General features: G+C 72.2%; 12 protein-coding genes and 1 pseudogene. 8 read left to right on the top strand and 5 right to left on the bottom strand.

The features are described 5' to 3' along the window. The 6 genes and pseudogenes from aspS to AC30N0_RS16925 all read left to right on the top strand — a co-directional run. Positions 1–1,455 (top strand): annotated as a pseudogene (gene aspS, locus AC30N0_RS16950) (aspartate--tRNA ligase); the annotation flags it as partial. A gap of 82 nt (positions 1,456–1,537) precedes the next feature. After that, the gene (gene nudB / locus AC30N0_RS16945) at positions 1,538–2,008 is read left to right on the top strand and encodes a dihydroneopterin triphosphate diphosphatase (protein WP_489519070.1); all 471 of its coding nucleotides are present in this window, start codon (positions 1,538–1,540) and stop codon (positions 2,006–2,008) included. Between the two features lie 33 nt (positions 2,009–2,041). Next, positions 2,042–2,830, top strand: a complete 789-nt coding sequence (locus AC30N0_RS16940; protein ID WP_489519069.1) for an endonuclease/exonuclease/phosphatase family protein — start codon at positions 2,042–2,044, stop codon at positions 2,828–2,830. Further along, positions 2,827–4,104, top strand: a complete 1,278-nt coding sequence (clsB, locus tag AC30N0_RS16935; RefSeq protein ID WP_489519068.1) for a cardiolipin synthase ClsB — start codon at positions 2,827–2,829, stop codon at positions 4,102–4,104. The genes AC30N0_RS16940 and clsB overlap by 4 nt, the downstream gene beginning before the upstream one ends. A 6-nt stretch (positions 4,105–4,110) precedes the next feature. Next, the gene (locus tag AC30N0_RS16930) at positions 4,111–5,142 is read left to right on the top strand and encodes a ligase-associated DNA damage response exonuclease (protein ID WP_489519067.1); all 1,032 of its coding nucleotides are present in this window, start codon (positions 4,111–4,113) and stop codon (positions 5,140–5,142) included. Then, positions 5,139–6,884 (top strand): ATP-dependent DNA ligase, encoded by a 1,746-nt coding sequence (locus AC30N0_RS16925; RefSeq protein ID WP_489519066.1) that lies wholly within the window; start codon positions 5,139–5,141, stop codon positions 6,882–6,884. The genes AC30N0_RS16930 and AC30N0_RS16925 overlap by 4 nt, the downstream gene beginning before the upstream one ends. Here AC30N0_RS16925 and nthB read toward each other — a convergent pair. Genes nthB through AC30N0_RS16910 form a run of 3 tightly spaced genes read right to left on the bottom strand, consistent with a single transcriptional unit; the run spans position 6,863 to position 9,151 of the window. Continuing rightward, a complete protein-coding gene (gene nthB, locus AC30N0_RS16920) occupies positions 6,863–7,480 on the bottom strand; it encodes a nitrile hydratase subunit beta (RefSeq protein WP_489519065.1) in 618 nt (205 codons plus the stop codon). The two genes, AC30N0_RS16925 and nthB, sit on opposite strands and share 22 nt — an antisense overlap. Positions 7,481–7,490: 10 nt before the next feature. After that, entirely contained in the window at positions 7,491–8,084 is a 594-nt protein-coding gene (locus AC30N0_RS16915; protein ID WP_489519064.1) for a nitrile hydratase subunit alpha, read from the bottom strand. Between the two features lie 23 nt (positions 8,085–8,107). After that, on the bottom strand, positions 8,108–9,151 hold the full coding sequence (locus tag AC30N0_RS16910) for an asparaginase (protein WP_489519063.1): 1,044 nt from the start codon (positions 9,149–9,151) through the stop codon (positions 8,108–8,110). 33 nt (positions 9,152–9,184) lie between these two features. On the opposite strand from AC30N0_RS16910, the gene AC30N0_RS16905 reads away from it, so the two are divergent. Then, the gene (locus AC30N0_RS16905) at positions 9,185–10,021 is read left to right on the top strand and encodes a DUF429 domain-containing protein (RefSeq protein ID WP_489519062.1); all 837 of its coding nucleotides are present in this window, start codon (positions 9,185–9,187) and stop codon (positions 10,019–10,021) included. A gap of 176 nt (positions 10,022–10,197) precedes the next feature. Then, a complete protein-coding gene (locus AC30N0_RS16900) occupies positions 10,198–11,622 on the top strand; it encodes a cation:proton antiporter (RefSeq protein ID WP_489519061.1) in 1,425 nt (474 codons plus the stop codon). Here the strand turns inward: AC30N0_RS16900 and AC30N0_RS16895 are convergent. Both AC30N0_RS16895 and AC30N0_RS16890 read right to left on the bottom strand, forming a co-directional pair. After that, positions 11,609–11,746 carry a hypothetical protein gene (locus tag AC30N0_RS16895; protein ID WP_489519060.1) on the bottom strand — a complete coding sequence of 46 codons (138 nt, stop codon included), beginning with the start codon at positions 11,744–11,746 and terminating at the stop codon, positions 11,609–11,611. The genes AC30N0_RS16900 and AC30N0_RS16895 overlap by 14 nt on opposite strands. A 76-nt stretch (positions 11,747–11,822) precedes the next feature. Next, entirely contained in the window at positions 11,823–12,800 is a 978-nt protein-coding gene (locus AC30N0_RS16890) for a diacylglycerol/lipid kinase family protein (RefSeq protein ID WP_489519059.1), read from the bottom strand. Positions 12,801–12,988: the final 188 nt, after the last annotated feature.

The raw sequence follows: 12,988 nt of genomic DNA, 5'->3' as shown, positions 1-12,988 counted from the left end.
GCTCGACGAGGAAAACCTCTCCGAGACGACCCGGCTGACCCATCGCGTGCTCGACCTGCGCCGGCCGCAGATGCAGCGCAACCTGATGCTGCGCTACCGGGTGGCGATGGAGGTGCGCAAGTTCCTCGACGCCAACGGCTTCATCGACATCGAGACGCCGATGCTCACCAAGAGCACGCCCGAGGGCGCGCGCGACTACCTGGTGCCGAGCCGCGTCCACGACGGCATGTTCTTCGCGCTGCCGCAGAGCCCGCAGCTGTTCAAGCAGCTGCTTATGGTGGCCGGCTTCGACCGCTACTACCAGATCACCAAGTGCTTCCGCGACGAGGACCTGCGCGCCGACCGGCAGCCCGAGTTCACGCAGATCGACATCGAGACCTCGTTCCTCGACGAGGAAGAGATCCGGACGATGTTCGAGCGCATGATCCGCAGCACCGTCGAGCACGCGATCGGGGTCGTGCTGCCGGCCTTTCCGGTGATGACGTACGCCGACGCGATGCGGCGCTTCGGCTCCGACAAGCCGGACCTGCGCGTCAAGCTCGAGCTCACCGAGCTCACCGACGTCATGAAGGAGGTCGACTTCAAGGTCTTCTCGACGCCGGCCAAGGCGCAGGACGGCCGCGTCGCCGCGCTGCGGGTGCCGGGGGGCGGCGAGATGAGCCGCGGCGAGATCGACGGCTATACCGAGTTCGTCAAGATCTACGGCGCCAAGGGCCTGGCCTGGATCAAGGTCAACGACGCGGCCAAGGGCCGCGAGGGACTGCAGTCGCCGGTGGTCAAGAACCTGCACGACGCCGCGCTCGCCGAGATCCTGCAGCGCACCGGCGCGAAGGACGGCGACCTGATCTTCTTCGGGGCCGACAAGGCCAAGATCGTCGCCGACGCGCTCGGCGCGCTGCGCGTCAAGGTCGGGCACAGCGAGTTCGGCAAGGCCCGCGGCCTCGTCGAGGGCGAGTGGGCGCCGCTCTGGGTCGTCGACTTCCCGATGTTCGAGCACGACGAGGCCGAGCAGCGCTGGAGCGCCATGCATCACCCGTTCACGAGCCCGAAGGACGGCCACGAGGACTGGCTCGAGACCGACCCGGGCCGCTGCATCGCCAAGGCCTACGACGTCGTCCTCAACGGCCAGGAGCTCGGCGGCGGCTCGGTCCGGATCCACCGCGAGGACGTGCAGAGCAAGGTCTTCCGGGCCCTGAAGATCGGCGCCGAGGAAGCGCAGGCGAAGTTCGGCTTCCTCCTCGATGCGCTGCAGTACGGCGCACCGCCGCACGGTGCATCGCCATCGGCCTCGACCGCTTCGTCATGCTGATGACCGGCGCCGAGTCGCTGCGCGACGTCATCGCCTTCCCGAAGACGCAGCGCGCCCAGGACCTGCTGACCAACGCGCCCGGTCCGGTCGACGAGAAGCAGCTGCGCGAGCTGCACATCCGCCTGCGCAACACGCAAGTGGGATGACGGCCCCCACACTCACTTCGTTCGCTGCCCCCCGCGGGGGCGCGTCCGGGCTTGGGAGCGGCCCGGCGCCCGGCCGGCCGCGATGACGGAGGCGCGGTCGCGTTACAAGATCCCCGAGTCGGTGCTGGTGGTGATCCACAGCGCCGATCTCGACGTGCTGCTGCTCGAGCGCGCCGATGCGCCGGGCTTCTGGCAGAGCGTGACCGGGTCCAGGGAGACGGCCGACGAGCCGCTGCGGCAGACCTGCGTCCGAGAGGTGGGCGAGGAAACCGGGATCGCGATCGGCTCGCCCGCGGTGCCAGACGAGCGGCTGGTCGACTGGCAGCTCGCCAATGTCTACGACATCTATCCGGTCTGGCGCCATCGCTATGCTGCCGGCGTGAGCCGCAACACGGAGCACGTGTTCGGCCTGCAGGTGCCGCGCGACACGCCGGTGCGCGTGGCGCCGCGCGAGCACCTGCGCTTCGAGTGGCTGCCCTGGCGCGAGGCGGCCGACCGGTGCTTCTCGCCGTCGAACGCGGAAGCGGTTCTCCAGCTGCCCAGGCGGTCGTGACCCGGCGCGCCGCTTGCTCCATTCAACCCCCAGATGCGCCCCTTCCACACCACCCAGCACCCCAGCCACGTCCTTCGCGTGGCGACCTACAACATCCACAAGGGCGTCCGCGGTGTCGGCCCCCGCAAGCGCCTCGAGATCCACAACCTGGTGCTCGGCATCGAGGCCCTCGACGCCGACCTCGTCTTCCTGCAGGAAGTTCGCAACATGAACCGGGCCGCGGCGAGACACTTCCCGGACACGCGCTTCGGCTGGCCGCGCATGCCGCAGGCCGACTACCTGGCGCCCGAGGGCTACGAGGTCGCCTACCGCACCAACGCGGTGACGCGCCACGGCGAGCACGGCAACGCGCTGCTGTCGCGCTGGCCGATCGACGAGGTGGGCCATCACGACGTGTCCGATCACCGCTTCGAGCAGCGCGGCCTGCTGCACGTGCGCCTGACGTGGAACGGCACGCTCGTCCACGCCATCGTCGCCCACTTCGGCCTCATCCATTCGAGCCGGGTCCGCCAAGTCCAGCGCCTCGCCGATTTCATCGCCCGCCACGTGCCGGCGCAGGAGGCGGTCATCGTCGCCGGCGACTTCAACGACTGGGGCGACCGGCTCGACGTGCCGATGACGGACTGCGATCTCTTTCGCGCCGCGGTGCCGGGCGACACGCCGGCCCACGTCAACACCTTCCCGTCGCGCCTGCCGCTGTTCTCGATGGACCGGATCTACACGCGCGGCTTCCGCTGCCACTCGACGTCGGTGCCCCGCGGTGCCGTGTGGGCGCGAATGTCGGATCACCTCCCGCTCGTGGCCGAGCTCGCCCTGGCGTGAACGTCCGTGCTGAATCCCGCGGTGTCGTGCAGACGCGCGCGCTTCAGCCGGGCCACCGGCTCACGCTGCTGAAGAACGGCGCGGCGATGTTCGACGCCATGGTCGAGGCGATCGACGCGGCGCGCGCCGAGGTCCTGCTCGAGACCTACATCTTCCAGTTCACCGGCGCCGTGCTTGCCGTGGCCGACGCGCTCGAGCGCGCCGGTGCGCGCGGCCTGCGAGTGCGCGTCGTCGTCGACGGGATCGGCACCGGCGGGATCCCGGCCGACTGGCGTGCGCGCTGGCAGGCGGCGGGCGTGCAATGGGCCGTCTACAACCCGGCGCGCGGCTGGCGCGTGCTGCTGCCGGGGCGCTGGCGGCGCCTGCACCGCAAGCTCTGCGTGGTCGACGGCCGCGTCGCCTTCTGCGGCGGCATCAACCTGCTCGACGACTTCATCGACCCGACGCACGGCCCGCTCGAGAAGCCCCGCCTCGACTTCGCCGTGCGTGCGTCGGGGCCGCTGGTCCGCGACGCGCACGAGACCATGACCCGGCTCTGGCTGCGGCTGAAGGCGGCGCACGAGGCGCGCCACTACGACTTCGACGCCGCGCTCGCCTCGATGGGCAAGGCCGCCGAGGCCGGCGCCGACATGACCGACGAGCACCTGCGCGCGAACAGCCTCGACCGGCCGGCGGTGCCCGGGCAGGCCGGCGTGCTCGCCGGCCTGGTGCTGCGCGACAACCTGCGCTTCCGCAAGCGCATCGAGCACTCGTACCGCTTCGCCATCGGCCAGGCGCAGCGCGAGATCGTCATCGCCAACGCCTACTTCGTGCCGGGCATCCACCTGCAGCGCGCCCTCATCCGCGCCGCCCGGCGCGGCGTGCGCATCACGCTGCTGGTGCAGGGGCGCTACGAGTACTTCATGCAACACCACACGAGCCGCGCCCTCTACGGCATGCTGCTCGACGCCGGCATCGAGATCATCGAGTACGCGCCGAGCTTCCTGCACGCCAAGGTCGCGGTGTTCGACGGCGCCCAGGGCGCGATGGCCACCGTCGGCTCGTCCAACCTCGACCCGCTCAGCCTTCTTCTCGCCCGCGAGGCCAACGTCTTCGTCCGCGACGACGCCTTCGCCGGCGAGCTGCGCGGGCACCTCATGGAAGCGGTACGCAGCGGCGGCCAGCGCGTCGAGCCGGCGCACCACCGGCAGCGCCCCTTCGTCCATCGGACGCTCGCCTGGATGGCCTACGCGGCGATGCGCTTCGCGCTGTTCGCGACGCGGCATCGCTACTGAGGAGCTGTGGAAGACCTGATCGTCCAGCGCAAGGAAGGGCTGTACTGCCCGCCCGGCGACTTCTACATCGACCCCTGGCGGCCGGTCGACCGCGCCGTCATCACGCATGCGCACGCCGACCACTCGCGGCGCGGCAACACGCACTACCTGGCGGCGGCGCCGGCCGAGGGCGTGCTGCGCACGCGCCTCGGCGACATCGACCTGCAGACCCTTCGCTACGGCGAGGTCGTCGATCACTTCGGCGTGCGCCTGAGCCTGCACCCGGCCGGCCACGTGCTCGGCTCGGCACAGGTGCGCCTCGAGCACGGGGGCAGGGTCTGGGTCGCCTCGGGCGACTACTACGTGGCCGGCAGCAGCGCCGACCCGCGCGAGGACAACCAGACCTGCACGCCGTTCGAGCCGGTGCGTTGCCACTGCTTCATCACCGAGTCGACCTTCGGCCTGCCGATCTACCGCTGGCAGCCGCAGGCCGAGCTGTTCGCGTCGATCGACGCCTGGTGGCGCGGCAACGCCGAGAGCGGCCGCCCTAGCCTGCTGCTGGGCTACAGCTTCGGCAAGGCGCAGCGCATCCTGCGCGGCGTCGACCGCTCGATCGGGCCGATCCTCGTTCATGGAGCCGTCGAGCCGCTCAACCGGGCCTACCGCGCCGCCGGCGTCGACCTGCCGGAGACGCCGATCGCGACCGACATCAAGGACAAGGCAGTGCTGAAGCGGGCCCTGATCGTGGCCCCGCCGTCGGCGCAGAACTCGACCTGGACGCGCCGCTTCGGCGACTACAGCGATGCCTTCGCCAGCGGCTGGATGCAGCTGCGCGGGGCGCGGCGGCGCCGCTCGGTCGACCGCGGCTTCGTCCTCAGCGACCATGCCGACTGGCCCGGGCTGCAGCGGGCGATCACCGCGACCGGCGCCGAGCGCGTCATCGTCACGCACGGCTACGAGGCGGTGATGGTGCGCTGGCTCACCGACCAGGGGCTCCAGGCCAGCGCGTTCGAGACCGAGTACGGCGAGAACGACGAGCAGGAGGACGCGGGCGCATGAAGCGGTTCGCGCGGCTCTTCGACGAGCTCGACGCGACGACGGCGACGAGCGCCAAGGTCGATGCGCTGAAGCGCTACTTCGCGGCCGCGGCCCCGGCCGACGCCGCGTGGGCGGTGTACTTCCTGGCTGGCGGCAAGCCGCGCCAGGTCGTTCCCGGTGCCGTGCTGAACGCGCTCGCCTGCGAGCGGGCCGGCACCCCGCCGTGGCTGTTCGACGCCTGCTACCAGGCGGTCGGCGACTTCGCCGAAACCGTCGCGCACGTGCTGCCGCCGCCCGCGCACGAGAGCGACCTCGGCCTCGCCACCTGGGTCGAGGAACGGCTGCTGCCGCTGCGCGGCCTCGCGCCGGCGGAGCAGGCGGCGCGCGTCGCCTCGTACTGGGACGAGCTCGACACCTCGGGCCGCTTCCTCCTCAACAAGCTGATCGGCGGCGGCTTTCGCGTCGGCGTCAGCCGGCTGCTCGTGCAGCGGGCGCTCGCCGAGGGCGCCGGCGTCGACGCCAAGCGCGTGGCGCAGCGGATGATGGGCTACACCGACGGCAGGTCGACGCCGAGCGCCGACCGCTTCGCGCAGCTCACCGCCGAGGGCGACGTCGGCCCGGCCGACATCGGCCAGCCCTACCCCTTCTTCCTGGCGCACGCGCTCGACCTGGCGCCGGCCGGGCTCGCGGCCCGCCTCGCCGATCCGGCCGACTGGCTCGTCGAGTGGAAGTACGACGGCATCCGGGCCCAGGTCGTCAGGCGTGCCGGCCAGGCGTGGATCTGGTCGCGCGGCGAAGAGCTCGTCACCGACCGCTTTCCGGAGATCGTCGCCATGGCCCGACCCCTGCCCGACGGCACCGTGCTCGACGGCGAGATCGTGGTCTGGAAGGAGGGCGGCGTCGCGCCCTTCGCGCTGCTGCAGCAGCGCATCGGCAGGAAGCTGCTGACGAAGAAGGTGCTCGCCGATGCGCCCGTCGGCTACATCGCCTACGACGTCCTCGAGCAGGGCGGCGTCGACCTGCGCGAGCAGCCGCAGGTCGAGCGCCGCCGGCGGCTCGAAGCGGTGCTGGGCGCGCTGGCGGGTGCCGGGGAGCCGCCGAACCGCGCAGCGATCCAGCTGTCGCCGCTCCAGTCGGGCCCGGACTGGGCTGCGCTCGCCGAGCTGCGCGCCGAATCGCGCGCGCGCGGCGTCGAGGGCTTGATGCTGAAGCACCGCCTCGCGCGCTACGGCACCGGCCGGCGCAAGCAGGAAGACATCGCCGCCGGCACGTGGTGGAAGTGGAAGATCGATCCGCTGAGCGTCGACGCGGTGCTGGTCTACGCGCAGGCCGGGCATGGCCGCCGGGCCAGCGTCTACACCGACTACACCTTCGCCGTCTGGAGCCGGGCCCCGGCCGACGCCGCCGAGGCGCAGGCGGTCGTCGAGGCGATCGCCCGGCGCGAGCCGCCGGCGGCCGGCGCGCTGCAGCTGGTGCCCTTCGCCAAGGCGTACTCGGGCCTGACCGACGAGGAGTTCAAGGTCGTGGACCGCGTCATCCGCCAGAGCACGCTCGAGAAGTTCGGGCCGGTGCGCAGCGTCCGGCCGAGCCTGGTCTTCGAGCTCGGCTTCGAGGGCATCAATCGCAGCGCCCGGCACAAGAGCGGGATCGCCGTGCGCTTCCCGCGCATGCTGCGCATCCGGGGCGACAAGCCCCTGCACGAGGCCGACACGATGCAGTCGCTCGAGGCGCTGCTGGCGAGCTACTCGAGCCTTTCCAGGTAGCTCTGGAACACGCCGACGTGGACCAGCGCCGCATCGGCGCAGTCGGGCCACAGCTCCTCGGTGCGAAAGCGCACGTCGTAGGTCGGCTCGTCGGCGGCGTCGACGCCGTGGGCGTGAGCGTCGGGGAACGGGTAGGGCGGCGACTCGCTGACGACGACCCCGGACTTGCCGCGGATGTAGCCCGGCATGCGGACATGGCCCGGAACGAAGTCGGCACGGACCCGGACGCGGTCGCCGGGACGGAAGCGTTCCCGGCCCGCGACGTTGCTGCGCCCGGGCGCGCTGGGCGATGCCAGCGGGAAGGCACCGCCGCAGCGCCGGTCGAGCTCCTCGCGCGTCAGCAGGCGCTTTTCCACGCACAAGCTCGCCAGGCTGGTGAGCGTGCGTTCGTAGTAGCTCGCCGACAGGTAGTGGCGCGGCTCCATGCGCTCGATCGCGTGCCGGTATTCGTCCATGTTGAAGACGCCGAGGCGGACCGCGAGCGCGTAGAGCGCGTTGACGCGCACTTCCCAGGGCTCGTGGAAGGCCGGCGCGTCGGGCGCGTGGCGGATCGGGCCGAAACCCTGCCTGCCGCCGAGGTCGTGCATGCCGTCCATGGTCTCGTTCCTAGAGGCGGGCGACGCCGATCATCGAGTCGCGGGTGACGATGCGCGCGAGATCGGCCTCCGGCCAGCCGACGGTCGCGGCGTGCTGGACGGGAAGCACCTTGTAGCGGGTATCGGGGGTGGTGTCCCTGACGCGGATCTCGACCTCGGGCGGCAGGTCGAGCCCCATCTCGCGCAGCACGGTGCGCGACTGCCGCACGACACGGGCCCGGTACTCGAGGTCCTTGTACCAGTCGGGCGGCAGGCCGACGATCGTGAACGCGGTGCACGAGCACAGCGTGCAGCAGATGACGTTCTGCACCGTCGGCGTGTTCTCGAGCACCACCAGGTGGCGGTGATGGCGCGGCATCGTCAGCCCGAGCTCGGCCACCGCGGAGCGGCCGTCGGCGAGCAGGCGGGCGCGAAAGGCCGGGTCGGTCCAGGCCCTGGCGACGACCCGGGCGCCGTTCTGCGGCAGCCACTCCTCCAGCGCCAGGTGCTCGAGCTCGGCGACGACGTTGTTGGCGGTCAGGCCGCGCTCGTCGAGGACGCTTTCGATCGCGGCGAGGCGCCGCTCGATGGGCGCGATGTGGGGTGCGGAAGGGTGCGAAGCCATGTCCTCGACTCCTCTTGGATCGACTAGGCGCCGAGTCCGTCGCGCAGCGCGCTCGTCGCGCGCAGCGACCCGACCTCGATGCCGTTCCAGTTCCGCAGCGTCGCATCGCTGAGGCCACGCATGAAGACCGCCTCGGCGTCGTCGAGGTGCACGAACGCCTCGATGACGGCGGCCATCGCCACCTCCGCGGCCCGGGCGTTGTTGCCGTCGTCGATCTTGATGGCGACGCCGAGGCCCCGGTCGGGGAGGGCGGCGCAGAACACGCCTTCCGCGCCGACCTTGCAGAAGACGCGCTCGCCGAGCCGCTCCATCACCTTGGTGTCGAAGCGGCCGCTGCCGGCGACCATGAACGGATGTCGGGCCACGGCGCGGCGCAGCCGCTGGGCTGCGGCCGCGTGGCCGGGGGCGAGCCCGGTGCCGGCGCCGACGCGGGCGAAGGCGAGGGCCAGGTCGGCGAGCGGGATCGCGAAGGTCGGTATCGAGCAGCCGTCGGTGCCGCCCGGTGCCTGCGCGAGGTCGAAGCCGGTGCTCGCCTGGAGCGCCGCCGTGATCGTCCGCATCACCGGGTGCTCGGGCCCGACGTAGCCCCGGGCGAAGCGGCGCAGGTCGCCGGCACCGCCGTGCATTCGACAGGCGAGGCACAGGAAGCCGGCGTGCTTGCCCGAGCAGTTGTTGGTGATCGCGCCGGCCTCGCGCCCGGCCGCCGCCAGGGCGCGTGCGGCGCGCTCGGACGACGGCCACTGCGTGCCGCACTCGAGCGCCGCCGCATCGAGTCCGGCCTTGCCGAGCATGCGCTCGACCGCGGTCGTGTGCGCCGGCTCGCCGCCGTGCGAGGCGCAGGCGACAGCGAGCTCCTCGTCGTCGAGGCCGAGCTGGTCGGCGGCGCCGCTCTCGATCAGCGGCAGGGCCTGCAGCACCTTGACCGCCGAGCGCGGGAAGACCGGCCGGCGGATGTCGCCGAGCGAGACCACGACGGCCCCGTCGGCGTCGACGACGGCGACGGCGCCGCGATGCATCGACTCGAGCGTGCCGCCGCGCAGGGCTTCGACCAGGATCGGGTTGTCCATGGCGGCCACTGTAACGTCGACAATCGCCGCCCCATGTCGCCGCCTGCCGAAGTCTCCGAGAGCGTGCTGTTCGCCGGCATCGACTTCACCTGCAGTCCGTCACGCCGCAAGCCGATCACGATCGCGACGGGGCGGATCGAGGGGGAGCGCCTGCTGCTGCGGGCGATCGAGTCGCTGACGACGCTCGGCGCGTTCGAAGCCTGGCTGCAGACCCCGGGGCCCTGGCTCGGCGCCTTCGACTTCCCGTTCGGCCTGCCGCGCGCGTTCGTCGACGGCAACCGGCTCGGCCGCACCTGTGCCGAGGTGATGGCGGCCGTGCGCGCCCGCTGCGCGAACCGGATGGCCTGGCGCGCCTACATCGATGCCTGGAGCAACGCGCGGCCGCCGGGCTCGCGCCTGCCGCACCGCGTCAGCGACCGCGCCGCCGCGGTCCTGCCGACGAGCGCCCTGCAGACCCGCTACGTGCCGGTCGGCCTGATGTACTACGAGGGCATGCAGCGCCTGCTTGCCAGCGGCGTGACCATCGCCGGGCTGCACGCCGGCGATCCGCAGCGCATCGCGCTCGAGGCCTATCCGCGCCGCCTAGCGCACTCGCTCATCGAGCGGCGCTCGTACAAGAACCGGGACCTTCCCGATCGAGCCGCGGCGCGTGCGGCGATCGTGCATGCGCTGGAGCAGGACGCGGCGGGGTCCTCGCTCGCGCTGATGATCGCCGACGCGGACTTGCGCGCTTCGCTCCTCGGCGAAGCGAGCGGCGACCGCCTCGACGCGGTGCTCTGCCTCGTGCAGGCTGCGCGCGCGTCGTGGCTGCCGAACCACGGCATGCCGGAATCGGTCGATCCGGTCGAGGGCTGGATCCCGAACACCTGAAGCCGGTGGCGGGGCCCGCCGCCTGTTCCTGTCTGGACGTGGCGCGCTCCCCCGGCCGCAGCCCTCCCGCGCCAGCTCGGCGGCGGCACGCTGGGCGGCCTGGCAAGTGTTGCAGACGCCGACGACGGTCCGGCGGCTCTGCTAAGGTCCGCTGCTTCGTCAACCGAACCCGGCCCATGGAATTCGCCGCGTGGTCGGCCTTCGTCGGCCTCCTGTTGATCCTGATGGGCTTGAGCGTCTCGCTGCTGGCGCGGCTGCCGCTCAGCACCTCGATGCTTTACCTGGGCGTCGGTGCGGCGACGAGCCCGCTCTGGCTCGGCTGGTCGTCGCTCACGGTCGTGTCGCACACGGTCCTCCTCGAGCGGCTGGCCGAGGTGGTCGTCGTGCTGTCCCTCTTCACCTCGGGACTGAAGATGAGCCTCGGCCTGGACAACGGCCGCTGGATGCTGCCGTTGCGTCTGGCCAGCGTGTCGATGCTGGTGACGGTGGCGCTCATCGCTGCGCTCGGCGTCCTCCTGCTCAAGCTGCCGCTCGGCGGCGCGATTCTCCTCGGCGCCATCCTGGCGCCGACGGACCCCGTGCTCGCTTCCGACGTGCAGATCGCCGAGCCCACCGATCGCGATCGCCTGCGCTTCAGCCTGACCGGCGAAGCCGGCCTCAACGACGGCACGGCGTTCCCCTTCGTCATGCTCGGTCTCGGCCTGCTCGGTCTGCACGAGATCGGTGCCTGGGGCTGGCGCTGGGCGGCGGTCGACCTGGTCTGGGCCACCGTCGCGGGCATCGGCATCGGCGCCGGGCTCGGCACCGCGGTCGGGCAGCTCGTGCTCTACCTGCGCCGCACCCACCGCGAGGCGGTCGGCCTGGACAACTTCCTCGCGCTGGGGTTGATCGGGCTGGCGTACGGCGTCGCCATCCTGGCCCACGCCTACGGCTTCCTTGCCGTGTTCGCTGCCGGGGTGGCGTTGCGCCGGCTGGAGCAGCGCTCAAGCGCCGAGGCCGCACCGCGTGGCCGGGGAAAGGAAGGCGGTCCGGCGCCGCAGGGCAAGGACGGGGCCGAGGAACCCGACATCGCGGCCGCGCACGCCGACCCCGATGTCGCCAATGCCGAGCTCGCCACCGACCGGCGTCGGGCACCCGCCTTCATGGCCCACGCGATGCTGAGCTTCAACGAGCAGATCGAGCGGGTCGGCGAGGTCGCCGCCGTCGTCACGATCGGCATGCTGCTGTGGGCATTGCAGTGGCAGTGGGCCTCGTGGCTCTTCGTCGCCGTCCTGCTGCTGCTCATCCGGCCCTTTTCCGTCGCAGTCGGCCTCGCCGGCAGCGACACGTCGGCGACGCAGCGCGGGTTGATGGCATGGTTCGGCATTCGCGGCATCGGCTCGCTCTACTACCTGATGTACGCCGCCAACCACGGCCTGCCGCCTGAGCTGGCGAGCCGGCTCACCACCCTGACGATGTCGGTGGTCGTCGTCTCGATCGTCGCGCACGGCGTCTCGGTGACGCCGTTGATGGGCTTCTACGAGCGTGCCCGCACGCGAAGGAAGGGCCGGCGCGCCGAGCGGCCTGGCGGCAGCGGGGGCTCCGGCGTCAGTCGTCGGTGAACGCCAGCGTGTCGCTGCCGTGCCGGACGAAGCGGCCCGGCGCCTGCGTGAAGTCCCAGCGCTCGACGACGCAGCGTCGCGGCGCCTCGCCGTTCTTGTGCCGCTGCGGGCGCGTCGTGTTCACGCCCATCACGAGAGCGCCTGCAGCACCGGGTCCTGCTCGGTGCCGAAGTGGGTGTCGCTGATCTGCGGCAGCGTCGTCATTGCGCCGCGCTTTCCGGGGCGGCGTCGGTGGGGTGCCACAGCGACAAGGGTTCGGCGGCGACACGGAACCGGAGCGGCGGTGCCATCCAGTTCACTTCGCCGTCGGTGGCCACCTTGACCCGGCGCTGCCAGCGACGCGCTGGCCGGACCGACAGCTCCGACAGCGCGAGATGCTCGACGCTGTCGACCTCGGGCAGCTTGCCGCGAGCACCCTGGATCATCAGCCACAGGAGGGCGGGGGCGCCCAGCGCGCGCACCAGAACGACGCCGAGCTTGCCGTCCTCGAGCGCATCGGCTTCGGGCAGGCCGACCTGCTCCAGCTGCAGGCGGTTGTTGCCGACGAACAGGGTCGAGGCGCGGACCCGGCGGCGCACGCCGGCGTGCTCGATCTCGAGGCGCAAGGCACGCCGCGCGCTCCACACCGTCACCAGGGCGGCCCACGCCGCCACCAGCCGGCTGCGCCCGTGCCGCCGCTTCTGTTCCTCGCGGTCTTCGAGCATCTGCGGGTAGAGACCCAGGCTGGCGTTGACGAGAAAGACGCGGTCGTTGACGCAGCCCACCTGCACCGGGCGAAGCTGCCCGCTCAGCAACGAACGGGTAGCCGCTTCGGTGTCTGCCGGGATGCCGTGGGCGCGGCCGAAGTAGTTGAACGTGCCCTGGGGCAACACGGCGAAGCCGCAGCCGCTGCCGAGCGTCGCCTGGGCGACGGCATTCAGCGTGCCGTCGCCGCCGGCAGCAACGACGATGCCGCGGCTCGCGCGGGCGGCCTCGACTGCGCGCGCGGCGACCGCGCCCAGCGCCGCAGGCCTGTCGACGCGGAAGATCTCGTGCCTGCGTCCGGCACCGCCCAGGACGCGCTCGATCGTGCCGCAGGTGTCGTCGGCGTCCTGGTGCCCGGAGCCGGCGTTGAGGACGACGAAGAGAGGCGCCTGGGCAGTGCCCGCGGCGGGCTGGGGAGGGGGGCTGGGGCACATCGGCAGATTCTGGCCGAGGCGGACCGCTGACTATGATCGCCGCCCATGGCCCGATCCCCGCTCGCCCCGAGCCGCCTCGTTCCCTCGGTCGCCGATCGCCGGCGCGCCCCGCGCCCGCTCGCGCACGCGGCCGCGGCGCGCGCGCGCGCCCGCCAGCCCGCGCCGGGGCGGGCCCCCGCCCCCCCCCC

This window comes from Rhizobacter sp. (assembly GCF_031412495.1).
Lineage (GTDB): Bacteria > Pseudomonadota > Gammaproteobacteria > Burkholderiales > Burkholderiaceae_C > Schlegelella_A.
The sequence above is the reverse complement of the archived record's forward strand: the minus strand, read 5'-3'. Positions and strand labels throughout refer to the sequence as shown.